The sequence below is a fragment of the Haemophilus sp. HN_Hi10 genome (genome assembly GCF_049821985.1).
Lineage (GTDB): Bacteria > Pseudomonadota > Gammaproteobacteria > Enterobacterales > Pasteurellaceae > Haemophilus > Haemophilus influenzae_D.
In genome coordinates this window covers 1,075,112-1,098,770 of record NZ_CP187495.1, presented here as the reverse complement: position 1 = coordinate 1,098,770, position 23,659 = coordinate 1,075,112, and the positions used below count along the sequence as shown (strand labels likewise).

The window sequence follows — 23,659 nt, the reverse complement described above, 5'->3', positions numbered from 1 at the left end:
AATGTTTAAAATGGTTAGCTCCCCACATACCCATTCAGGAAAACTCACAGCGCGTATTATGCTTTGGGTAATATTGGCAATGATGCCCGCTTTTTTCACGCAAATTTATTATTTTGGATTTGGCGTGGTGCTTCAATCCGCATTAGCCATTGGTACAGCAATCATTGCGGAGTTTATTGCAATAAAATTACGCGGTAAAAAACCGCTCAATTATCTTTCAGATTTCAGCGTATCCCTGACTGCGTTAATTTTGGCGATGGCTATTCCACCTTATGCACCTTATTGGATCATCATCATTGGAACACTCTGTGCAGTTTTATTAGGTAAACAAGTTTATGGGGGGTTAGGGCAAAACCCATTCAATCCCGCGATGATTGGCTATGTAATTCTTCTAATTTCATTCCCGTTACAAATGACAACTTGGATGCCTCCAATTAATTTATTACAGGAACCACCAACTTTTTCGGATGCCTTTTCATTAATATTTTCAGGTTTAACCACTGACGGATTTACGCTTTCACAACTTACACATAACATTGATGGCATTACCCAAGCAACGCCTTTGGATAGTGCAAAAATTTTCTATAAAAATCACACTCAATTAAATGATTTTTATGAATTAATTAAACTACCGATTTTTATAGGTAATGGAACCGACTTTGCTCAAGGCTGGTGGCAAGTCAATGTGGCTTTCTTAGTGGGTGGAATTTTCCTTATTTTAAAACGCATCATTCACTGGCAAATTCCAGTGGCAATGATCGTGACCTTTTTCTGTTTAGCCACCGCCACTGCTTTCACTGGCTTCACGCATTTAAGTGCGATTAGCCAACTCGTGAGTGGTGCAATGATGTTTGGCGCATTTTTTATTGCGACAGATCCTGTCACAGCCTCCATTACACCACGAGGAAAAATTTTTTTTGGTGCATTAGTGGGGTTATTTGTCTATCTCATTCGTTATCACGGAAATTATCCAGACGGCGTGGCATTTGCCATTTTATTAAGTAATATTTGCGTTCCACTTATCGATCATTACACACGTCCTCGCGTATCTGGTTATCCAACAAAAGGAAGAAAATAATGGGTACAGTAAAAATCACATCGCGTTACGGCATATTACTAGGCTTTATTGCCCTACTTTGCACAATAATTTCTGCAGGAATTTTCTTCCTAACAAAAGATAAAATTGATGCGGTAATCGCAGCACAACAGCGAGAATTACTTCTACAAGTTATTCCACAAGATTATTTCAACAATAATTTGCTAGAAAGTGCGGTTATTCCTCAAGATAAAAATTTGCTGGGCATTCAGAAAATTTATTTTGCGAAAAAAGATGGAAATGTTTCTGCCTATGCCTATGAAACCACTGCACCCGATGGTTATTCTGGTGATATTCGCTTGCTTGTAGGATTAGATCCTAAAGGCGAAGTGTTAGGCGTACGAGTAATCGAACATCACGAAACACCGGGCTTAGGCGATAAAATTGAACGCCGAATTTCTAACTGGATTTTAGGTTTCACAAATCAACCGATTAATGAACATAATTTAAGCGAATGGGCAGTCAAAAAAGATGGCGGAAAATTTGATCAATTTTCGGGTGCAACCATTACACCTCGCGCAGTGGTTAATCAAACTAAACGTTCAGCATTAATCATGCTAAATAACCAAGCCTTGTTACAACAGCTTTCAACACAAGTGAAATAATATGACAGATTTAACTGAAAAAAATACCGCACTTGAAGAAGAACAAATAGAAAGTGCGGTTGAAAATCAACAAAAATCCATCTGGAAAGACATTTTTACTCAAGGAATTTGGAAAAATAATCCAGCCATTGTTCAACTTCTCGGGCTTTGTCCACTTTTAGCGGTGTCTAGCACAGCCACCAACGCTCTTGGTTTGGGTTTAGCTACAATGCTTGTACTCACTTGCACAAATACGGTCATTTCCCTTTTCCGTCAATATATTCCTAAGGAAATCCGTATTCCAATCTACGTGATGATCATTGCAACCACAGTAACAGCGGTTCAAATTTTAATGAATGCTTACACTTATACGCTTTATCAATCACTGGGGATTTTTATTCCATTAATTGTGACTAACTGCATTATTATCGGTCGTGCAGAAGCATTCGCCTCAAAAAACAGCTTACTCCATTCCATCTGGGATGGATTTTCAATGGGATTAGGAATGGCACTTAGCTTAACAGTACTCGGTGCATTGCGTGAAATTATTGGGCAAGGCACGATTTTTGAGGGCATCGAAAATCTATTCGGCGAACAAGCAAAATTTTTAACGCACCATATTTACCATACAGACAGTAGCTTTTTACTTTTCATTCTGCCACCAGGCGCATTTATAGGCTTAGGCTTGCTCCTCGCCATAAAAAATCGAATTGATAATGTAAAAAAATAAGGCAACCAAATCTTGCTTCCCCTACTTACAGGGCGATGTCACAAAGTGACAAAAAGAGGTTCAAAAAAATCTTGCCTTCCCCTGCTTGCGGGGGAAGGTGTCACGAAGTGACGGAAGGGGGCTTGCAACCTTCTAAACAAATAATTTCAATAAATCAAATAGACTAATTTCTACAAAATATGAACAAAACAAAAAGAATCGAAATACTCACAAGATTACGAGAGCAAAATCCCCACCCGACCACTGAATTACAATATAATTCGCCCTTTGAATTATTAATTGCGGTCATTCTATCGGCACAAGCAACGGATAAAGGCGTGAATAAAGCAACAGAGAAACTATTCCCCGTGGCAAACACGCCTCAAGCGATTTTAGATTTAGGATTAGACGGTTTAAAAAGCTATATTAAAACTATCGGGCTTTTTAATAGCAAAGCAGAAAATATTATCAAAACTTGCCGAGATTTAATCGAAAAGCACAACGGCGAAATCCCCGAAAATCGTGAAGCCTTAGAAGCATTAGCAGGTGTTGGACGAAAAACAGCCAATGTTGTACTAAATACGGCATTTGGTCATCCAACCATTGCGGTGGATACCCATATTTTCCGTGTATGCAATCGAACTAATTTTGCACCAGGTAAAGATGTGGTAAAAGTGGAAGAAAAACTGCTTAAAGTCGTGCCTAATGAATTTAAAGTAGATGTTCATCATTGGCTGATTTTACACGGACGCTACACTTGTATTGCACGCAAACCACGTTGTGGATCTTGCATTATTGAAGATCTTTGTGAATATAAAGAAAAAGTTGAATTTTAATTTTGCGGTAAAACAGCCTAATTATTTACCGCACTTTTATTAGAAATAGGATAAAAAATGACAACAAATAATAAACAGCGACAAACTTGGTCGAGCCGTCTCACTTATGTTATGACGGTTGCAGGCGCAACTGTTGGCTTCGGTGCAACTTGGCGTTTCCCTTATCTTGTTGGGGAAAATGGTGGCGGCGCCTACGTTCTACTTTTTTGTATCGCAATGATTGTAATCGGTATCCCAATGATTTTAGTTGAAAACGTGATAGGTCGCCGCTTACGTGTCAACTCCATTGATGCGTTCGGCGATAAAATCCTAGACAAAGGAAAAGGCATTTCTAAATATTGGAAAATACTAGGTTATATGGGCTTACTCGGCGCATTTGGCATTATGGCGTATTATATGGTGCTTGGTGGCTGGGTTATTTCTTATATCATTAGCCTAATTAACGGTACATTAGACATTTCAACCCCCATCACAAAAGACATCGCCAAAAATTTCTACGATCTTCACATCGGCAATAGCCCTTATGAAATTATATTCTACACCCTCTTATTTGTTATCGTGAATTACATTATCTTGGCAAAAGGTATCATTGGTGGGATTGAACGTTCGGTAAAATATTTAATGCCACTGCTATTTATCTTCTTAATTGGAATGGTTATTCGCAACGTAACATTACCGGGCGCAATGGAAGGCATTACATTCTATTTAAAACCAGATTTCAGCAAAATTACGCCACAATTATTTATCTTCGTTTTAGGTCAAGTCTTCTTCGCATTAAGCCTTGGTTTTGGTGTATTAATTACCCTTTCCAGTTACCTCAATAAAGAAGAAAACTTAATCCATACTGCAGTGATTACAGGTTTTACCAACACAATTATCGCCGTACTTGCTGGCTTTATGATTTTCCCCTCACTTTTCACATTTGGAATTGAACCAAACGCAGGGCCAACTTTAGTATTCCAAAGTTTACCTATCGTATTTTCTCACTTATGGGCAGGTAAATTCTTTGCAATTATCTTCTTCGGCTTATTATTAATTGCCGCACTAACGACTTCCATCACAATTTATGAAGTAATCATCACGGCATTGCAAGAAAAACTCAGAATGCGTCGTGGTAAAGCCATTATTTTTACGCTTGGAGGGATCTTTCTATTAGGCAATATTCCAGCAATTTTAGGGGATAATCTATGGAAAAGCGTAACCATCTTCGGCAAAAGCATTTTCGATTTCTACGATTACGCCAGTGGAAATATTCTCTTTATGCTGACCGCACTTGGCTGTGCTATTTTCGTTGGTTTTGTATTAAAAGATGAAGCCAAAAAAGAACTTTCTTCAACAAAATATTCAACTTTCATCAAAATTTGGTTTAACTACGTGAAATTTGTTGTCCCCGTGATCATCTTAGTGATTTTTATTAGCAATCTGTTCTAAAAAAGAAAAAACCGAGTAAATGCTCGGTTTTATTTTTTAAAATTTCTACAAAATATTATTAGTTTTAAGCTAATTCCTTGTCTTTCTTTTATTAGCTTTTTTAACCGCACTTTATGCTTGTTTTAGCTTGGTTATTGATATAACAACATATAATCCAATGTAGGTTGGGCGTAAGCCCACGCATTTAACTATCCCTAGTGGACTGATAGCCAGTGCAATTAATTTTAGCGGAGAAAGTAATCCTCTTAATATTAGCCACCCTGCAGATGATAAATGTCCTGAAAATTTATGAAGAATTACATTTAGTTTGGATAAGCCTAAAAATAGCCGTGCAGCTGGATAGAGTATAAAACTTAAAGCAAGGCTTAATGCACCTAATAGACTTAAACTTCCCCCGATTGCAGCTGCAGTTTTTGCTATAGTAGAGGTTAATTTAGGATGTTTATCAATCCACGTCTGGATTTTATCAAGCAAATAGCCAACTCCGTCCATTAAGCTAGTCATCGTATCTTTTAAACTGGCTCCTACAGAACTATTTACATTGAATAAACGATTTTTAAATAATTGCCATTTTGCTGATAAAGTAGTCATTCGGGTTTGGAATTCCCTAGCCATACTATTTTTAGCTTCTTCACTATTTGCCAGTTCAATTTGTCTGCGCCATTCTTCGGTATTGGCAACAAGCCCTGCTAATTGGGTATTATAATTTCCGCCTGCAATATCGCTAATTACGCCAGCCCGTAAATGTTTAGGCAATTTTTTTATTTTTTCAACAATCATCATTAACGTACCTTGAGCATCTTTTACCATTGCTTTTTGAATCGCTTTTGGATCTAAACCTAACGCTTTTAGTCCGTTATTAACGGGTTTCATTCTAGTGGCTTTACTTAGACGGTTGAATGTACTTTCGATTGCTTTGGCTGATGTACTGGCTTCGTTTCCTGCCGTTAATAAAGTTGAACCAAGTGCAGCAAGATTCTTTTCACTAATTTTGACTAAATTACCAATTCCTGATGTGTTATTTAGAAAATTAATAATATCTGTCCCCTTTGAAATGGCATTATCATCTAAATAGTTAATAGTATCGGCTAGCTCTTTGGCATCTTTGGTGGTTAATTTAAAGTTTTTCTGTACTTTACCAAATAACTCTACTAATTCATCGGGGTTTTCTGCATCAAATGCTGTCGCCATTTGGGTATTTAAGCGAATAAAATCTTCCAATTCATTTTCCTGAATATCCATTCTCGCTGCAGCAGTAACCATGTCACCAATTTGATTTGTGGTAAGAGGTAATTCAGTTGAAAGCTGTTTAATCTTATTTTTCCATTCATCGTATTTAGGGGTAAATTGCCCAAATTTGTCTTTTAGCCCTGGAACTTGGCGAGCGCCCCCCCACCATAACATCTTCAAACGACATAAAATCTCGAATGGAATTGACAATTGGTGCAGTGATCGTTGTACCCACAGCAGAGGCTTGAGCTCCAATAATTTGTGATTTTCCACTAATATTTTTGAGAGTTTCAACTTGTCCGCGGTATTGATTGTAAGCTACTTGTTTAGCGTTGAGTTTTTTCAATGCGGTTTCTTGATTTTTAATTTGAACTGTTGCGCTTTTGGTGTTTTTCTGTAGTTCTCTTTGCTTTTGTGCGAGTTTTTCTGCAGAAATGCCTGATTTTGCTAATTCTTGGCGTACTTGCTGTAATTTATTTGCTGCATCAATTTGTTCTTGCTTGAGTTTTTTACCGCACTTTTCGCTTTCTCTACTTCCTTTTGAAGTCCTGCAGTAGGATGTTGAGCATTCTTCATATATTGAGCATAAGATGCGGCTTTTTGTTTTGCTTGCTCTAATTCTTGATTCAGTGAATCTAATTTTGATTTCAATGGATTGATAGCAGAAGCATATTGTTTCATTGCAGCTTGATGCTGTTTATTTTGCTGATTTAGTTGTCGCTGAATCGATTTGCTTTCTTTTAGTTTTGCCGATAGCTCATTAACGCTTTTAGATGCACTGCGAACTGGAGCAGAAATTTTATCAATGGCATTTAATAAAACGGTAAGTTGTAAATTATTCATTTTTATTCACTTTTCTATTAACAAGATTAATTATTTAGCTCAATAATCGAGCAAGCAAAAGGGGGAAATATGATTGCGATACTTTCATTATTTATTCTGTCTGTTGGCTTACTTGGGCTTGCAATTGGTTTTGGTGTAATTGCACTTTGAAATCTTTATATTTAGATGGGCTAGCGCTTAAACCGTATTGATGCACTGCAGCAATGGCGGCACTTGAGCCATTAAAACCCACTGAAACTTCGTTACCATTTGACCGCACTTTTAAATGTCGGGCGGTGCAAAGTTTAGCGAACATGGCTTTACGTTTGATTCGCCCTTTCTTTTTTCTAAATTCTTTACATGGTTTTCTCGGTTCAAAGGCAGAACCATCGGGATTTTGTTGGCGTGCAATTCGGTTCGATTGGCTTTTTCGTAAGGCTTGCCCGATTTTTCGCCCAAGTTGTCTACGTGCCTGCGGAGAAAGATTGGCAATAAGTGCGGTCAATTTTGCCTGAACTTCTTCTACTGTAACCATTAGACGGTATCCCCTCAAAAATTGGCGAATCCCAGTTTTCTAAATAGACTTTTACTCGGGTTGATTCATCCCATACTGGTTCTTTTGCGTAATGAATTTGTACGTTATTACCCTCTTTTTTAGAAACCACGCAACTTGTTACGCCCTGAATCATTTGTCTGCGTTTTTCTGGGATGGGGCATCACAATCTTCACAATCTTCACAATCTTCACAATCTTCACAATCTTCACAATCTTCACAATCTTCACAATCTTCACAATCTTCACAATCTTCACAATCTTCACAATAAAGGCGACTTACTGCTTTAAAAGTGCGGTGTTTTTTAAGGGCGATTTCACGTTGCATTTCTTCAAGCTGTTGTGCTCGGTCGAATTGATCTGTCATGGCTGTTCCTTTTTATTAAATTCATCTATACATTTTTTTAAACTTGAGTTTTCAATAATGCACAAATCAAGGTGGTGCTGTGTCTGTAAATAGGCTTCGGCTAATTCACCATTGGTGCGAATTTGTGGCGAATACGCACTGCACTCTGTGGTTTGCGGACAAAGAATCGGCGATTTAATGATTTCCTGCTGAGTTGAACAGGCGTTTAACATCATCAGGCAAAGGGCGGTCAGCCCAATCTTGGTTTGATTTAAGTACATTTTTTAAATTCTGTGTTTGTTGATTTTGCTTTGCTTTGAGGTTGTTTACGGCTTGAATAAGTTGTGCTTGCTGTTCGGCAAAATTTTGAACGCTATGATTTAACTCAATGTAAGCGTTTTGCCATTTCAGTTTTAGCTGTTCTTCTTTGAGCATTTCTTTTCGCCAATAATTAGCCTCAAATCCCAGAAACATAATCAAGAGTACAAGCAATATTGGCCCGATAAGTAAAATGCTTCTTTCTTTGGCGGTTAAGAAATTAAACATAGGGCTTTCTCCTTTTGTCGGCGTTCAATCAATCCTTTTAATGGTTTTCCTGCGGCATAAATCCAACGCTCAAACTGACCGCACATAGCTTTGCTGTAGCCTTGGCGTGCCATTTTAAAAAGTGAGCTATTTTTTAATTTGCCGCATCCTACGTTAAAGGTGATGGAGACTAAGGCATCAAATGCGCCTTGTGGCATGGTTTGACCGTTGGCATATTGATTAACGCATTTTTCTGATTGTTTAATGCCCTTTACGTATAACTCAGCAATTTCTTGTAAGGTGTAAATTTTATTGCGGTCAATTTTTTCAACAGCATCGGTTATGCCTATGCCGACTGTTAAAACATCGGCAGGGCATTGATAAGGCTTTTTCATGCAACCTTCTGCATTACCAATCAGTAACAAGCCTTTTTCGGATGTTCGAATTTCATTCCCATGAGTGGCAATCACAAGTCCAACAATGGCGGATATGGCGCAGATGTATTTAGCTGAACGTTTAATCATAATGATGGCTCCGTTGTTTAAGTTCTTTTTCTTTTAATTCAAAGTCTTTTTTCTTGTAATACCAATTCACAAGAAAGGTGGCGACACCAATCACAATACCTGTAATCGATGCGACATCAGCCCAATTTACATTTGAGAACATATCGGCAATGCGTCCAATTAAGAAAGCGAATATTCCTGATGTGTAAGACGCTCTTGATGGTGTGTCGTGCATATCAGCTCCAAAGTTGAATTGTGTCATTTGCTACACTGATTTTTTCTGTATCGGCATCTGGCAAATTGACTACCGTACCAATGGGAATAATGGGCTTGTCCATTAAATGTGGATTGAGTTCGCAGGTTATTTCGAGTAAGCCTTCACTTCGTCCAAAATGGCGATAAAGGATGGCATCTAAATTGTCATTTTGTTGTGCGTAAACTTGCATTAGATTAACTCCGCATCGACGCGTTTTCTGCCCAATATGTCGCTAATTGCAAAGCGAGCATCACGGCGTAATTCATCAATGCTGTCTTTGAGTAGTGCCATTTTCTTTTCGCCATCGTTAGTGCTGTCATAGCTTGCATAGCGTTCATAAAGGTTTGCCAGTGCCAAGCAACTTACCGCACGTTTATAGCGATAAACCAGTACGCTTTCGCCATTGACTGATGGGGCAGTGATCTGTTCTAAACTGTCGCGTTTGCTTTGTGTTTTAAACGTGGAGAGTTCCGCATTGACGCTTGCCATTCCTTCAATTAAGGCATCTTGTAAGCGTTGTGTGGTAATAGTGCCGTCTGCACGGTATTGATTACGAAATTGAGAAAGTGACATATCGGGGAAGAAGCCATCATTACTGATAATGTCATCTGATGTATCGTAATCATTTAACTGTTGCTGCACTTCGCCCATTTCATAATCAGGGGCAAGTTTGACTGATATTGCGCCGTCGCTCATTGATTTACCCTTATAAAAAAAGTCGGGTGAGGATTAAATTAAGCACGGCCAATAAATCCGTCAGAATTTGACCGCACTTTTAATCCGCCCGACGGCTGCGTGGTTTGCTCGGTTTATATTCTTTCTTGCTTGTGCAAGAAAGAACCAAAGAACACACCCCGATTAAATCTCTTTTCTGCCCTTTGTTGTCATTTTCTTAACGGAAAATTTTTAACTCGCTACGCTCAAACAAGAAAAATTTTCCTAAAATGCCAAGTCGGTCAGGCGATTTAGACGGGGCATTAAAACAACATCAATATTCAGTTGTTGATAATTGTTTTTTTAGTTTCTTGATGTCGCCTTTTATGCCAATTTTTTGATCTAAACCCAAAGCACGTTCTAAATATGCCAGTGCTTGTTCAGGGTGCTTTTCAACCAATAACAAGCCCAATTCACGCAATAATCTCGCACGGCTTTCATCTGGCATATCGCAATCGGCAGTAATGCGTTGGATTTGCGCTAAGTAAGATTCGTCGAACGGTTTATTAGCTGCTCTTGCGGTTTTGGCTTGGTCGGCAAATTCTTCTGCTAACAAGGTGCCAAGTGTTCGGGTAAATGGCTCTGGCAAGCGTAAATCGTGAAAAACGGCATAATCAGCAATCTGTAAGGCAAGATGATATTCGCCACAGTCAATTGCCCATACGCACCATGTCATTAAGACATTATCTTGTTTACCACTTCCAACAGATAACGCCCCTTTAATCCATGGTAGATAGTCAGGCAAAATTTGCTTTTTAAATGCGCCTTTGCGTTCCGTTGATTGGATGTTTTTCAAATCCTTTCGATGGCGAGCAAGAATACGGCACATTTTGTCATATTCCGTAAAGTCGCTTAGATCTTCGGTTTCTGCCGCATTAGCAATAGCGGCAGAAAATTCCAGAAAATGGCGTTTGGTTGGGCGCATTATTGATTCCGTTATGCTGCCACAGGCGAAATAGGCGCAGGTGCCTCAAGAATGGTGATATTTTTCGCCATGGCAACTGCCTCGTAGTTTTCCACAACATAGGCTTCGTTTGACGATAAATAATCTTCCACACGATTGCGTTCAGGCACATCTTTTAAGTGACGACGCACTTTGCCTTCCTGCACGTAGATTGACAAGTTGTCGAGCGATGTGACTAACACAGTACCTTTCGGGAAGAATGGGACAGATACGGCTTGTAAACCGCCCACACGTTTTTGGCTAATGACGGTATCGCCTACCAAAATTTCGCTTGGTTTTTCTTGGTTAATTAATGGGAAATATTTATCGGCTAATAAGTCGCTACCCATAATTGCAACCAGTTTAGTGTCATCACGGTATTGTGCTGGAATGAAATCTTCTTTTAATGCAAAGACAAGGGCATCAAGGTTTTTATAGGTTTTACCTGCACCGATTTCGATTTTGCCACTGCTTTTTTCAATTTCTTTTAACACACGGGCTTTGGCTTTATCTTCGATTTGGACTAACCAACCCTTATTCACATCTTGCAATAATGGATGTTCAGTGCGGTTTGTGGTTGCGGCTACACTTGTGCCATTCCAACCAATCATAATGCGGTCTAATGCAATGCGTTCGGCTTTGAGTTTGCCCACACGTGCGGCAAAATCAGGGAATTTTGCCCAACTGTCTAAGGTTGCATAATTTAAATGCGTGTCAAAGTTGGTTTGTTCGCAAGAATAGGTATTTTCTTGCAAGCTGTGAATGTCTGTGGTTTCACGTGCTTTTGTGTTAGTGTCTGTGCGGCTAGCCACTGGTGAAAGCACACCTAAACGCAATGCGGAACCTTTCATCTCTTGCACCATCACTACATTGATGTGTTTTAAGAAATCGGAGCTTTCAAACACGGCATTTTCTAATTTTTGTTGGATAGTTGGCTCAACGGTAAACTGACCGCCATTTGCGATAAAAGCCACATCTTCGCCGTTATCTTGTGCAACACCAACTACATAAGCATTAAATTTTTGTTTGGTAAATTTATTCATTTGGTTTTTTCCTACGATAAATTAAAAGAAGCGACCGTCAGTTTCAGGTTGTTCACCGTAAACTAAAGGGCGAGGATTTTCGGGTTCAACCAGCTTTTTGAGTTCAACAAAGGTTGCTTGGATTTCCGCATTGCCTGCTTTCATTTCTTCGATTGCGGCTTTTTGTTTGGCTAAATCGTCAGAAAGTGCGGTTAATTTTTCCTGCATCAACGATTGCCAGTTGGAAAGACAGAGAAAAGTGGGATGATATTGCGCCTGTCGGTCGGGTTGAATTAGCCCTTGAGACAAGATTGAATTTGCTGATTGCGAAAGAAGAAAAGAGCGGTTCAGATTACAAAGAAATTGATTTGCTTGGTCGCCAAATGGAACGGATGGCGAGAGTGAAAAAATATTCTTTTGGCGATGGTAACGAAGTAGATTTAAACCCGAAACTGGCGAACCGCAACAAGGGCAACCGCAAGAAAGCCGAACCCAATGCCATTGATCAGGAACAAGAGGAATTGCTGATTAATGGCTTTCTTGATGGGATGTTTAATTATCAGCGAATTTGGCACAAGGCGAAAGAACACCGCATCAGAAATATTTTAAAAAGCCGACAAATCGGGGCGACTTACTATTTTGCCCACGAAGCCTTTATTGATGCCTTGACGACGGGGCACAATCAAATTTTCTTATCTGCCAGTAAAAAACAAGCCTTACAGTTTCGCTCGTATATTGTGAATTATGCCAAGCAAACGGCAGATGTAGATTTAAAAGGCGAAACAATCAAACTGCCAAATGGGGCTGAATTAATTTTCCTTGGCACGAACTCCGCTACAGCTCAATCCTACCACGGCAATTTGTATTTCGATGAAGTGTTTTGGGTGCCTAAATTTGATGTGATTCGTAAAGTGGCATCGGGTATGGCGGCGCAAAAGATGTATCGCCAAACTTATTTTTCCACGCCGACCACGATTGCACACCCTGCTTATGCGTTTTTTTCAGGCAAGGCATTTAATCGCAATCGTACGAAATCAGAAAAAATCGAAATCGATATTTCTCACGCAAACTTAAAGAATGGGAAACTTTGTGCCGACCGGCAATGGAAACAGATTGTGAGTATTTATGATGCAATGGAAGGCTGGTGCAATCTATTCAACATTGACGACCTAATCGCAGAAAACAGCAAAGAAGAATTTGAACAGTTGTTTTTATGCCAGTTTGCAGATGATAACACGTCGGCGTTTAAATTTGCCGACTTGCAACTTTGCCAAGTGGACAGCTTGGAAGAATGGCACGATTACAAGCCATTCTATCAACGCCCATTTGGTAATCGTGAAGTGTGGTTAGGTTATGACCCCGCCTTTACTGGCGACCGTGCAGCATTGGCGATCATCGCTCCGCCTAAAGTGGAAGGCGGTGATTATCGTGTTTTGCATTGGCAAACATTTCACGGCATGGATTATGAAGCACAAGCGAGCAGAATTAAAAGTTTCTGTGATGATTACAATGTCACCCGTATTGTGATTGATAAAACGGGGATGGGTTCTGGCGTATTCCAAGAAGTTAAAAAATTCTATCCAATGGCAATCGGTCTTGATTACAACGCCGATTTAAAAAATGAGATGGTATTAAAAACGCAAAACTTAATTCAGAAACGCCGCCTTAAATTTGATGGTAACGAAATCATCACCAGTTTTATGACAGTCAAAAAACGTATTACCGGAACAGGGAAGATTACTTATGTTTCTGACCGTTCAGAAGATGCAAGCCATGGCGACTTATCATGGGCAATTATGAACTGCATTTTAAATGTGCCTTATGGTTTAAACGGCGATGTATCAAGTAACCAATCAACCATTTTCACTTTTGAATAGGATTACCAAATGAGCAAAAAATCAAAAAAATCAACCGCACTTTCTACGGGGAATCAAGCACAGGCGTTCAGCTTTGGTGAACCTATTCCCGTGCTTGACCGTGCAGAAGTATTGAATTATTTCGAAAGCGTGTTGATGTATGAGAAATATTACAACCCGCCAATTAATTTAAGTTATCTTGCCAAAGCCTTAAATGCATCTGCACATCATAACAGTGCGATCACGGTGAAGAAAAATATTTTGCTTTCTACCTGTAAAACGACCGCACTTTTACCACGCACGCAGTTAGAAAAACTGGTGCAAGATTACTTAGTATTCGGTAATGCTTACCTTGAAAAAGTTGAAAACACATTCGGGAAAGTGATTGCGTTAAAATCGCCCCTTGCAAAATATATCCGCGTTGGCGTGAAGAAAGGCATTTTTTATCAGATTGTGAATGGCTTTGACGAATACGAATTCCCGAAAGATGCGGTGTTTAATCTGATCAACCCTGATGTAAATCAAGAGATTTATGGCGTGCCGGAATATCTCGCAGCTTTACAATCAGCTTTCTTGAATGAAAGTGCAACGTTATTTCGTCGCAAATATTATTTGAACGGCGCACATGCGGGTTCAATTATTTACATGACCGACCCGACACAAAACAAAGACGACATTGAAGCGATCAAAACACAAATCAGACAAACAAAAGGCACTGGTAACTTTAAAAATTTATTTGTGTATATTCCAGACGGAAAGAAAGATGGGATGCAAGTTATTCCATTGTCTGATGCTATCGCCAAAGATGATTTCTTAAACATTAAGAATACAAGCCGTGATGATGTGTTAGCCGCGCACCGTGTGCCACCGCAACTGATGGGAATTGTTCCTAACAATACAGGCGGCTTTGGTGACGTTGAAAAGGCAACGCGAGTGTTTTTTATCAATGAGATAATCCCATTGCAAGAACGATTGAAAGAGATTAATAGTTGGGTAGGGGAAGAAGTGATCACGTTCTCCGATTACAAATTGCTAAATTAGATCCTTTCAAAAATAAACAACCCGCAGAAATGCGGGTTTTTTATTGCTAAAAGAGCTGTTTTTGTCCTGTATAGTATTAGTATTGCCCCAGTGTATTATATCAAATCAATCAATATGACAAATCTTAAATCCTTATTTCAGCCCGATTTTTCGCCCAATTTTACGTATGAAAAATCGCAGTCAAACCCTCGCCACGCCCGCACACTAAAGATGTCGATTTCAACGCAATTTTAGATCCTTTCCTAACCCTTTTCACATCTACCGCCATTCAGATCCTTATTATCAAATTCTTTAACGCAAAATTACTCAAGTAAATGCAAGTTTTGATGATACAATCGCCGTCCCTAAAAGACAAAATATCATCTGAATTAGCGTCTTGTTTTTATGGCAGTAAGCGTAGTAAAGCTGATTGACTTGTAAAATATCTTTATTAAAAACAAGTTGATATATATCTAGATCAGTTTCCCCCAGCTCCACCAAAAACTAAAATCATACATCACTATAAGACATTAAAAAGCCTTGATTTTACTAAAATCAAGGCTTTTTTATTATATTCAACGTTTATTTATCTATAAGAAAAACCGTATCCCATAGAGATTCGGCTTTAATTATATTGTGTTTGAAAATTATACTTTCTGTATTATAACTTACGCTAATTCCGCACGTAATTTTTTGGTTACATCCACCATCACTTTTAATTGGTCGATGGTTTCTGTCCAACCACGTGTTTTTAAACCGCAGTCTGGGTTTACCCATAAGCGTTCTTTTGGAATGACATTTAATGCTTTGCGTAATAAATGTTCCACTTCCGTTGCTGTTGGTACGCGAGGGCTGTGAATATCGTAAACACCTGGGCCAATATCATTTGGATATTTGAAATCTGCAAATGCCGTTAATAATTCCATATCTGAACGTGAAGTTTCGATGGTAATTACGTCTGCATCTAATGCCGCAATAGCAGGTAAGATGTCGTTAAACTCGGAATAACACATATGTGTGTGAATTTGTGTATCATCTTGCACGCCCATTGAGCTTAAACGGAATGCTTCGCCAGCCCATTGTAAGTATGCGTCCCAATCTGCACGTTTAAGTGGTAAACCTTCACGAATTGCTGGTTCATCGATTTGGATGACTTTAATGCCCGCTGCTTCTAAATCTAACACTTCATCAGATAATGCCACACCGATTTGTTTACATACGGTTGAACGTGGAATATCGTTACGCACAAATGACCATTGTAAAATAGTCACAGGGCCTGTAAGCATTCCTTTCATTACACGGTTAGTTAAACTTTGTGCATATTGTGACCAACGTACTGTCATTGGCTCAGGACGAGTCACATCACCGTAAATCACTGGTGGTTTTACACAACGTGAACCGTAGCTTTGTACCCAACCAAATTTAGTGAAGGCAAAACCATCTAATAATTCCCCGAAATATTCCACCATGTCGTTACGTTCCGCTTCACCGTGAACTAACACATCTAAATCTAATTCTTCTTGGCGACGCACTACATATTCGATTTCTTTTTTCATCGCTGCTTCGTAATCTGCAAGGGATAATTCACCTTTTTTAAAGCTCGCACGGGCGTGACGAATTTCAGTCGTTTGCGGGAATGAACCAATGTTTGTGGTTGGTAGAAGCGGTAAATTTAACCATGCATTTTGCTTAACAATACGTTCTGCAAATGGCGATTTACGTTGATCCGCACCTTTTGGCAAGTTTGCTAATCGTTCTGCCACTTCAGGGCGATGAATTTCTTTTGATGTTGCGCGTGCATCTGCTGCCGCTTGGCTTGCATCTAATGCCGCTTGTACAGACGCTCTACCATGATTTAAGGCTTGTTTTAATACATTTAATTCTTCTACTTTTTGTAGCGTGAAAGATAACCAGCTATAAAGTGCGGTATTTTTTTCTTTTAGTTGTACTTCCACTTCTAAATCAAATGGGGTGTGCAATAATGAACAGCTTGGTGCAATCCATAAACGCTCGCCTAATTTTGCTTTTAATGGCTCTAATACATCTAACACTTTGTTTAAGTTTGCACGCCAGATATTACGGCCTTCAATCACACCAGCTGATAATACTTTGCTGTAATCTTCAAATGCTGCAAGTTGTTCTGGTGCACGAACTAAATCTAAATGTAAGCCCGCAACAGGTAAAGCTTTTAATAACTCAGCGTGTTCTGCAACGGAACCAAAATAAGTAGCTAATAATAATTTTGCATTCACTTTGCTTAATTCAGCGTAAACAGATTTATAAGCTTCAACCCATTCTGCAGGTAAATCTAATGCTAATGCAGGTTCATCAATTTGAATCCACTCTGCACCTTCTGCCACCAATGCGTTTAAGATTTCAACATAAACAGGCACTAATTGATTTAATAAATCGAAACGGTTAAATGTTTCGCCTTTTTCTTTACCTAACCATAAGAATGTTAATGGACCAACAATCACTGGTTTGAAGTTTAAGCCTAACGCTTTTGCTTCACGGATTTGGTTTACATAATGTGCTGGATTAGCTTTGAATTGTGTATTTTTATGAAATTCAGGCACGAGATAATGATAGTTCGTATCAAACCATTTGGTCATTTCAATCGCAAATTGATCTTTGTTACCACGTGCAAGTTGGAAATATTGATCAAGGGTTAAATTTTGACTATCAAAACCAAAACGAGCAGGAATTGCCCCTGTTGCCACTTGTAAATCTAAAATATGATCGTAGAACGTGAAATCGCCCACTGCAACGAAATCTGCATTCGCCGCAGCTTGATGTTTCCAGTTTTTTTCACGCAATGCTTTCGCTAAATCTAATAAATCTTGTTCAGATAATTCTTTACGCCAATAACGTTCTTGTGCAAATTTTAATTCACGTTTTGCCCCTACACGAGGAAAGCCTAAGATATGTGCTGTTGTCATAATAACTCCCACTTTAAAGTAATTTTCTTAATCATTTAGACGGCTAAACGTCTATACCAATATAGAATGCTTGATCTTTATTTATTATGCAAACTTATTATTTTCAGGATTTGCATTAAATAAATTCATAATTAAACATTCCCCTATTTATTAAATAACAATGAATCAATTCAACTAATTTATCCCCTTAAAGCTAATCTCGCTTATGACTTAACAACCACCAAATCATCACAATGAAAAGCAAGCTCGGGATCAATGCGCCGAAAATGGCTGGAATACCATAAACCACGCTCATTTGTCCTAAAATTTCATTAACGACATAAAATAAGAATCCTACACAAATCCCAGTAACTATCCTTGCGCCTGCTGTCACGCTGCGTAGCGATCCAAAGATAAAAGATAAGGCTAATAACATCATTACGCCAACGGATATAGGCTGGAAAATTTTACGCCAAAACGTGAGTTCAAAACGACTCACATCTTGCCCTGTTTCACGCAGAAATGAAATGTAATGATATAAACCAGAGATAGATAATGATGTCGGGCGCAAAGAAACCGCACCTAATTTATCTGGCGTTAAACTAGTTTCCCAAGTTTCTAATAAATGATTCGTTGTAATGATTTCATCTTTTGTAATCGTTGAATGATTAACTTGACGCAATGTCCATTTAGCTTCATCTTCAGAATAACTCGCTTGGTTTGAATGTTTTAATTCTGTTAAATTATGCTGTTGATCAAAGGTATAAATATAAATATCGTCTAATTTTGCATCATCCGTTACCCGCCTAACAAATACAAAATTATTACCATCTTTCGCCCACACGCCATTTTTTATTGAAAGTATAGAACCACCAGAAAGAGCCTTAGCGCGCATATCTCGTGCAAATTGTTCTGTTTGTGGAATTCCCCACTCCCCAATAATCATTGTAAATACTACTAATGGTAATGCAGTTTTCATCACGGCCATTCCAATTTTAAAGCGAGAAAATCCTGCTGATTGCATAACAACAAGTTCGCTTCTGCTAGCAAGATTACCTAGTGCAATTAATGCACCAAGCAATGTTGCCATAGGAAAGAAAGTTTCAATATCTTTAGGCATAGTTAAACCAGTAAAAATTACCGCTTGCCAAATATCATAAGTGCCTTTACCTACACTACGAAATTGTTCGACAAATTTAATAATCGCCGACAATCCCACTAAAGTCATTAAAGTAGCAAAAATCGCGCCAAGAATACTTTTTCCAATATAACGATCAAGGGTATTTATCATTTTGCCGATCCTTTCTGACTAAATAAATAGCGAAATTTATACATTATTTTACTGTCCCAGCTATTCAACACCACCGCAAGTAAGAAAAATCCGATATTAACAAGCGGCATTAAGAGTTCAGCCTCTAATTTTCCCGCTGCACCTGCAGATTTAAAAGAGCTTTGTAACAAGAAATAAATTAAATAGAGTAAAAGTGCGGGTAAAATTTTGGCAAATCTACCTTGTCGAGGATTTACGCGACTTAATGGTACAGCAATCAATGCCATTAATGGCACTGCCAAAATTAAGGTAATACGCCAATGCAATTCAGCTTTCGCAGAAGAAGAATCTAAATCGATAAGTTGAGATAATGTTAATTCTGCTGCTTCATCATTGGTATTTTCTGCTGCTTGATAACCTAAATAGGCACGATATTCATCAAAATGTGTAATGCGAAAATCTGGCAAAACAGAAGTTCCTTCAACCCTTTTTGTATTTTTCAAATTTAATACTTGATCGCCATTTGGTAACGCAATTAATTCCCCTTTTTCAGCCGTTACCACTGAAGGTTTTGTTTGTTTTTGAGGAGTCATTTGAAATAAATAAACATTGCGGATTTGGTTATCTTTAATCTTATCAATAAATAACACAACGTTATTGTTGTTGGTAGAAATAAACTGACCTGAAGACAGCACGCCAACGGTTGGATTAGCCTTTGCATCTTCCACTATATTCACTTGTTTTTGAATTGCCCAAGGCGAAAGCCATAATGCGTTATAAGCGGCAATACCTGCTGTTAATAAAGACATAATCAATGCCACTTTAACCAAAATCCGTTGCCCCACACCGCACGCGCGCATCACTGTGATTTCACTTTCAGCGTAAAGGCGACCAAAAGTCAGTAAAATTGCAATAAATAAACATAGCGGCAACATCAACTGAGCCATTGTCGGCATTCCTAAGCCTAATAAAGAGAAAACCAAATCAGCTGGCACATTCCCATTTGCCGCCGCACCTAATACACGTACAAACTGCTGACTAAAAAAAATCAATAGCAAAATTAGTAAAATTGCGATTTGGCTTTTGAAAACTTCTTTTATTAAATATCGAATTAAAATCATCTTATTTCGTTTGTTTTTCTAAATCTAAACGGGGGAAAACTGGATAAAATCGGTCGCGTATGATACCTTATTTTCGCTGAATTAAACAGAAATTTAAGGATAACAAATGAAATATCAAGCAAAAAATACCGCACTTTCTCAAACCACTGATTGCATTGTTTTAGGCGTCTATGAAAATAATGAATTTTCAAAAAGTTTTAATGAAATCGATCAATTAACCCAAGGCTATTTAAACGATTTAGTGAAATCAGGTGAGCTAACTGGAAAATTAGCCCAAATCGTTTTACTTCGTGATCTTCAAGGTTTATCTGCTAAACGCGTATTAATCGTTGGCTGTGGCAAAAAAGGAGAACTCACGGAGCGTCAATATAAACAAATCATCCAAGCTGTATTAAAAACGCTAAAAGAAACCAACACGCGTGAAGTTGTTTCTTATTTAACTGAAATTGAATTAAAAGATCGCGATCTTTATTGGAATATCCGCTTTGCCATTGAAACGATTGAACACACTAATTATCAATTTGATCATTTCAAATCTCAAAAAACGGAAGCCTCTGTTTTAGAATCCTTCATCTTTAATGCGGATTGCGAACAAGCACAACAAGCCATTGCTCACGCCAATGCCATTAGCTCAGGCATAAAAGCAGCACGCGACATCGCAAATATGCCGCCAAATATCTGCAACCCTGCTTATCTTGCTGAACAAGCAAAAAATTTAGCAGAAAATTCTACCGCACTTGCATTGAAAGTTGTGGATGAAGAAGAAATGGCAAAACTTGGAATGAACGCTTATCTTGCCGTCTCAAAAGGCTCTGAAAACCGTGCTTACATGTCTATTTTGACATTCAATAATGCGCCAGATAAAAACGCCAAACCAATTGTACTTGTCGGCAAAGGATTAACCTTTGATGCGGGCGGTATTTCACTTAAACCTGCCGCTGACATGGATGAAATGAAATATGACATGTGTGGGGCTGCCTCTGTCTTCGGCACAATGAAAGCCATTGCAGAGTTGAATTTGCCTTTAAACATTATTGGTGTTTTAGCTGGTTGTGAAAATCTGCCAGATGGCAATGCTTATCGCCCAGGCGATATTCTGACTACCATGAACGGTTTAACCGTAGAAGTGCTCAATACCGATGCAGAAGGTCGCTTAGTCCTTTGTGATGCCCTTACTTATGTTGAACGCTTTGAACCAGAGCTTGTTATTGATGTTGCAACCTTAACGGGGGCTTGTGTGGTTGCCCTTGGCCAACACAATAGCGGATTAGTTTCTACAGATAACGCTCTTGCCAATGCACTACTCCAAGCCTCAACAGAAACTACTGACAAAGCGTGGCGTTTACCATTAAGCGAAGAATATCAAGAGCAATTGAAATCGCCTTTCGCCGACCTTGCCAATATTGGGGGTCGCTGGGGGGGCGCAATTACTGCTGGTGCATTTTTGTCTAACTTCACGAAAAAATATCGCTGGGCACATTTAGACATTGCAGGTACGGCTTGGTTACAAGGCGCAAATAAAGGTGCAACTGGTCGCCCAGTTTCGCTATTAACCCAATTTTTGATTAATCAAGTTAAATAACCAAAAAACGAGGCACACGTTGCACCTTTAAATCGATTACTCTGCTAATTCGGTTTGCTCGTGTGCCATTAGTTCCTGACCCACATCATCAAGCAAACTTAAATAACGTTCATATTGTTTCAACATATCAGCAATCAATTCATCTTGATCCATATATTGAACATCGTAACCGACTCGTCCATCAAAAAAATAAGTGTAAGGTTCATAAGTAGTGCTATGCTGAATGTGCGGTAGATTTTCATCGTTAATTAGTTGCTCTGACACTTCTCGCCCAACAGATTTAATACCATACATAAAATCTCGCATTGATTCTTTATGAATTACCAATTCCAAAGCTGGCTCTTCTTGTTCAAATAATCTGTTGATTTCTACACTTAAATTATATTTTCCTGTTAATTCTTGACGTAATTCTCGCATAGCGGGTAACGCCGTATTTTTAAGAAAACGTAAAATATCTTTCTCTTGCGTTTGGTTCATCATTTGCTCTAAATGTGATTTCCATTTATCGCCGCTCCAGAAAATGCTAGTTGGATTGACTTTAGTAGAAAAATATTTTTTATCCGCAATTAAGCCTTTCCATAAACTAAAACACATTACCAACATTAATAAAGCAAAAGGCAAGGCAACAATTAATGTCATTGTTTGCAAATTAGCAAGTCCACCAGACTGCATAAGCACAATTGCAACAACAGACATTAAAGTTCCCCACATTATGGCTTGCCACGCAGGCGAAGCTAAACTTTTATCACGAGATGCAATGTTATTTAACACATAAATGCCTGAATCCGCTGAAGTGATAAAAAACAATGAAATCACTAATAAACTCACAAAGCCTGTTACTGTTGGCAAAGGCAGATAATTTAAAAATTTAAATAATAAAATTTCTGGGGAAGAAATAAATTCGCCAAGCCCGCCCGCAGCAATGCCATCATTTAGCCATACTGCTGTATTACCAAAAACAGTAAACCATAAAATACCAAATAAACTTGGAATAACTAATACACCAAAAATAAATTCACGGATAGTTCGTCCTTTAGAAATACGGGCAATAAATAAACCCACAAACGGAGCCCAAGAACACCACCAAGCCCAATAAAGCACAGTCCATCCACTAAACCAGCTAGTATGTTCTTGTTCATAAGCATAGGTTTTAAAACTGAGTTGCACTAAATTGCTGAAATAATTCCCCATATTGTCGCTAAATGCAGATAAAAGGTATAACGTAGGTCCTGCAATTAAAACAAAGAGAAGTAAACAAAATGCTAAAGTTAAGTTAATTTCACTTAATATTTTCACGCCTTTTCCAACACCAGAAATAGCAGAAAACACCGCTAAACACATCACCACAACAATAACGCCAACTTGTAAACCAAAGCTGTTCTGGCTTATCCAACCTATTTGTTCAAGTCCTGCACCAAGCTGTGATGAACCGAAACCTAATGTAGTAATAATCCCAAACAATGTGGCAAGTAATGCCATAACATCAATCGCATCGCCGATTTTGCCATTAATACGATCTTTTAATAAAGGATAAAAACAAGAGCGCAACGCTAAAGGTAATTTATAACGAAACCCAAAATAAGCTAATGCTAAAGCAATGGTGCCATATACTGCCCAAGCGTGAATGCCCCAGTGGAACAGAGTATGAAGTAAAGCCTCTTGTTGTTTATGTTCTGCAGAACCTGCTGTAATGTCAGAAAGATAATGGGTTAATGGTTCTGCTACGCCAAAAAACATCAACCCCACCCCCATTCCAGCGGCAAATAACATTGCAAGCCAAGATAAGAAACTAAATTCAGGTTCTTCTTCATCCTGCCCTAATTTTATATTGCCAAGACTACTTACTGATAAAATTAATAAAAATCCTAAAAACACTGAAAAAGTGAGTACATAAAACCAACTAAAATTAGCAAAAATACCACTTTTAGCTTGATTCAATAATGCTTGAGTTTGCTCTGGCGCAATAAAAATCATTGCCATCAGTAACAACACAAAAAATAATGTAACGCCAATTACCAAAGGATTAAATGACGTTCTCTTTGCCATAAATTGAGATAAAGACAAACTTTTCCCCTTAACGATTAAGTGAATAGATTTAATAAAAATTGCCTAGAGGCAAAAATGTGTAATGGAACCACTACAAAGGACAGCACATAGAAGTGCGATTTTGAAGGAAACGTTCAGTAGGAATTGAAGGATTGTTTCCAAAAACTTGTATATATTAACAAAATACAGTCATTATTTCAAATTAGCGAAAGCTAAAGTGAAAAGTGCGGTAAAATTTACAAAATAATTTACCGCACAAATATCATTTATTTTAAAG

General features: G+C 38.4%; 25 protein-coding genes and 2 pseudogenes. 8 read left to right on the top strand and 19 right to left on the bottom strand.

All coding sequences use genetic code 11. The annotated features are described in order from the left end of the window. Nucleotide 1 precedes the first annotated feature (1 nt). The 5 genes from rsxD to ACPT8Q_RS05395 all read left to right on the top strand — a co-directional run bounded on the left by rsxD (nucleotide 2) and on the right by ACPT8Q_RS05395 (nucleotide 4,656). Nucleotides 2-1,078 (top strand): electron transport complex subunit RsxD, encoded by a 1,077-nt coding sequence (rsxD, locus tag ACPT8Q_RS05415; protein WP_050949070.1) that lies wholly within the window; start codon nucleotides 2-4, stop codon nucleotides 1,076-1,078. Next, nucleotides 1,078-1,701 carry an electron transport complex subunit RsxG gene (rsxG, locus tag ACPT8Q_RS05410; protein WP_111688988.1) on the top strand — a complete coding sequence of 208 codons (624 nt, stop codon included), beginning with the start codon at nucleotides 1,078-1,080 and terminating at the stop codon, nucleotides 1,699-1,701. Before rsxD ends, rsxG begins: the two co-directional genes overlap by 1 nt. 1 nt (nucleotide 1,702) lies before the next feature. After that, a complete protein-coding gene (locus tag ACPT8Q_RS05405) occupies nucleotides 1,703-2,410 on the top strand; it encodes an electron transport complex subunit E (protein WP_050949068.1) in 708 nt (235 codons plus the stop codon). Between the two features lie 179 nt (nucleotides 2,411-2,589). Beyond that, nucleotides 2,590-3,225 carry an endonuclease III gene (gene nth / locus ACPT8Q_RS05400; protein ID WP_005688005.1) on the top strand — a complete coding sequence of 212 codons (636 nt, stop codon included), beginning with the start codon at nucleotides 2,590-2,592 and terminating at the stop codon, nucleotides 3,223-3,225. Between the two features lie 57 nt (nucleotides 3,226-3,282). Then, the gene (locus tag ACPT8Q_RS05395) at nucleotides 3,283-4,656 is read left to right on the top strand and encodes a sodium-dependent transporter (protein WP_061671238.1); all 1,374 of its coding nucleotides are present in this window, start codon (nucleotides 3,283-3,285) and stop codon (nucleotides 4,654-4,656) included. A 111-nt stretch (nucleotides 4,657-4,767) separates the two neighbouring features. Here ACPT8Q_RS05395 and ACPT8Q_RS05390 read toward each other — a convergent pair whose 3' ends face one another. The 15 genes and pseudogenes from ACPT8Q_RS05390 to ACPT8Q_RS05320 form a co-directional block, all read right to left on the bottom strand. Then, the gene (locus tag ACPT8Q_RS05390; RefSeq protein ID WP_258894726.1) at nucleotides 4,768-6,060 is read right to left on the bottom strand and encodes a phage tail tape measure protein; all 1,293 of its coding nucleotides are present in this window, start codon (nucleotides 6,058-6,060) and stop codon (nucleotides 4,768-4,770) included. Beyond that, nucleotides 5,993-6,232 carry a hypothetical protein gene (locus tag ACPT8Q_RS05385; protein ID WP_230304905.1) on the bottom strand — a complete coding sequence of 80 codons (240 nt, stop codon included), beginning with the start codon at nucleotides 6,230-6,232 and terminating at the stop codon, nucleotides 5,993-5,995. Before ACPT8Q_RS05385 ends, ACPT8Q_RS05390 begins: the two co-directional genes overlap by 68 nt. A 101-nt stretch (nucleotides 6,233-6,333) precedes the next feature. Then, a complete protein-coding gene (locus tag ACPT8Q_RS05380; protein WP_230304904.1) occupies nucleotides 6,334-6,729 on the bottom strand; it encodes a hypothetical protein in 396 nt (131 codons plus the stop codon). 91 nt (nucleotides 6,730-6,820) lie between these two features. Beyond that, a complete protein-coding gene (locus ACPT8Q_RS05375; RefSeq protein WP_050949427.1) occupies nucleotides 6,821-7,243 on the bottom strand; it encodes a phage virion morphogenesis protein in 423 nt (140 codons plus the stop codon). After that, nucleotides 7,173-7,397: a hypothetical protein gene (locus ACPT8Q_RS05370; protein ID WP_230304903.1), complete on the bottom strand. Its 225-nt coding sequence runs from the start codon at nucleotides 7,395-7,397 to the stop codon at nucleotides 7,173-7,175. Before ACPT8Q_RS05370 ends, ACPT8Q_RS05375 begins: the two co-directional genes overlap by 71 nt. After that, a complete protein-coding gene (locus ACPT8Q_RS05365; RefSeq protein WP_162790730.1) occupies nucleotides 7,394-7,627 on the bottom strand; it encodes a hypothetical protein in 234 nt (77 codons plus the stop codon). Before ACPT8Q_RS05365 ends, ACPT8Q_RS05370 begins: the two co-directional genes overlap by 4 nt. Continuing rightward, nucleotides 7,624-7,887: an Rz1-like lysis system protein LysC gene (gene lysC / locus ACPT8Q_RS05360; RefSeq protein WP_076773352.1), complete on the bottom strand. Its 264-nt coding sequence runs from the start codon at nucleotides 7,885-7,887 to the stop codon at nucleotides 7,624-7,626. Before lysC ends, ACPT8Q_RS05365 begins: the two co-directional genes overlap by 4 nt. Further along, nucleotides 7,802-8,152 carry a chemotaxis protein gene (locus ACPT8Q_RS05355; RefSeq protein ID WP_050949428.1) on the bottom strand — a complete coding sequence of 117 codons (351 nt, stop codon included), beginning with the start codon at nucleotides 8,150-8,152 and terminating at the stop codon, nucleotides 7,802-7,804. Before ACPT8Q_RS05355 ends, lysC begins: the two co-directional genes overlap by 86 nt. Further along, nucleotides 8,137-8,655 (bottom strand): lysozyme, encoded by a 519-nt coding sequence (locus ACPT8Q_RS05350; protein WP_050949429.1) that lies wholly within the window; start codon nucleotides 8,653-8,655, stop codon nucleotides 8,137-8,139. The genes ACPT8Q_RS05355 and ACPT8Q_RS05350 overlap by 16 nt, the downstream gene beginning before the upstream one ends. Next, nucleotides 8,648-8,869 (bottom strand): phage holin, encoded by a 222-nt coding sequence (locus ACPT8Q_RS05345; protein WP_005689816.1) that lies wholly within the window; start codon nucleotides 8,867-8,869, stop codon nucleotides 8,648-8,650. Before ACPT8Q_RS05345 ends, ACPT8Q_RS05350 begins: the two co-directional genes overlap by 8 nt. A gap of 1 nt (nucleotide 8,870) precedes the next feature. Further along, nucleotides 8,871-9,080, bottom strand: a complete 210-nt coding sequence (locus ACPT8Q_RS05340; protein ID WP_005653052.1) for a tail protein X — start codon at nucleotides 9,078-9,080, stop codon at nucleotides 8,871-8,873. Further along, nucleotides 9,080-9,586, bottom strand: a complete 507-nt coding sequence (locus ACPT8Q_RS05335; protein ID WP_050949430.1) for a head completion/stabilization protein — start codon at nucleotides 9,584-9,586, stop codon at nucleotides 9,080-9,082. The genes ACPT8Q_RS05340 and ACPT8Q_RS05335 overlap by 1 nt, the downstream gene beginning before the upstream one ends. 292 nt (nucleotides 9,587-9,878) lie before the next feature. After that, complete coding sequence (gpM, locus tag ACPT8Q_RS05330; protein WP_050949431.1) at nucleotides 9,879-10,529, bottom strand: phage terminase small subunit; 651 nt, start codon at nucleotides 10,527-10,529, stop codon at nucleotides 9,879-9,881. A gap of 11 nt (nucleotides 10,530-10,540) precedes the next feature. Continuing rightward, the gene (locus tag ACPT8Q_RS05325) at nucleotides 10,541-11,590 is read right to left on the bottom strand and encodes a phage major capsid protein, P2 family (RefSeq protein WP_050949432.1); all 1,050 of its coding nucleotides are present in this window, start codon (nucleotides 11,588-11,590) and stop codon (nucleotides 10,541-10,543) included. A 21-nt stretch (nucleotides 11,591-11,611) separates the two neighbouring features. Continuing rightward, nucleotides 11,612-11,791: pseudogene (locus tag ACPT8Q_RS05320) on the bottom strand (GPO family capsid scaffolding protein); the annotation flags it as partial. Between ACPT8Q_RS05320 and ACPT8Q_RS05315 the strand changes: the two are divergent. Continuing rightward, nucleotides 11,779-13,446: pseudogene (locus tag ACPT8Q_RS05315) on the top strand (terminase large subunit domain-containing protein); the annotation flags it as partial. The pseudogenes ACPT8Q_RS05320 and ACPT8Q_RS05315 sit on opposite strands and share 13 nt — an antisense overlap. Nucleotides 13,447-13,455: 9 nt before the next feature. Then, on the top strand, nucleotides 13,456-14,466 hold the full coding sequence (locus ACPT8Q_RS05310) for a phage portal protein (protein ID WP_061671239.1): 1,011 nt from the start codon (nucleotides 13,456-13,458) through the stop codon (nucleotides 14,464-14,466). Between the two features lie 647 nt (nucleotides 14,467-15,113). Here the strand turns inward: ACPT8Q_RS05310 and metE are convergent. The 3 genes from metE to lptF all read right to left on the bottom strand — a co-directional run bounded on the left by metE (nucleotide 15,114) and on the right by lptF (nucleotide 19,754). After that, on the bottom strand, nucleotides 15,114-17,384 hold the full coding sequence (gene metE / locus ACPT8Q_RS05305) for a 5-methyltetrahydropteroyltriglutamate--homocysteine S-methyltransferase (RefSeq protein ID WP_050949434.1): 2,271 nt from the start codon (nucleotides 17,382-17,384) through the stop codon (nucleotides 15,114-15,116). Between the two features lie 193 nt (nucleotides 17,385-17,577). After that, complete coding sequence (lptG, locus tag ACPT8Q_RS05300; protein WP_050949435.1) at nucleotides 17,578-18,654, bottom strand: LPS export ABC transporter permease LptG; 1,077 nt, start codon at nucleotides 18,652-18,654, stop codon at nucleotides 17,578-17,580. Next, nucleotides 18,651-19,754, bottom strand: a complete 1,104-nt coding sequence (lptF, locus tag ACPT8Q_RS05295) for an LPS export ABC transporter permease LptF (protein WP_005664886.1) — start codon at nucleotides 19,752-19,754, stop codon at nucleotides 18,651-18,653. Before lptF ends, lptG begins: the two co-directional genes overlap by 4 nt. Nucleotides 19,755-19,860: 106 nt before the next feature. On the opposite strand from lptF, the gene ACPT8Q_RS05290 reads away from it, so the two are divergent. Next, a complete protein-coding gene (locus ACPT8Q_RS05290; RefSeq protein WP_032823616.1) occupies nucleotides 19,861-21,336 on the top strand; it encodes a leucyl aminopeptidase in 1,476 nt (491 codons plus the stop codon). 36 nt (nucleotides 21,337-21,372) lie between these two features. On the opposite strand, the gene ACPT8Q_RS05285 is transcribed toward ACPT8Q_RS05290, so the two are convergent. Beyond that, nucleotides 21,373-23,400 carry a BCCT family transporter gene (locus ACPT8Q_RS05285; RefSeq protein ID WP_050949436.1) on the bottom strand — a complete coding sequence of 676 codons (2,028 nt, stop codon included), beginning with the start codon at nucleotides 23,398-23,400 and terminating at the stop codon, nucleotides 21,373-21,375. Nucleotides 23,401-23,659 lie beyond the last annotated feature (259 nt).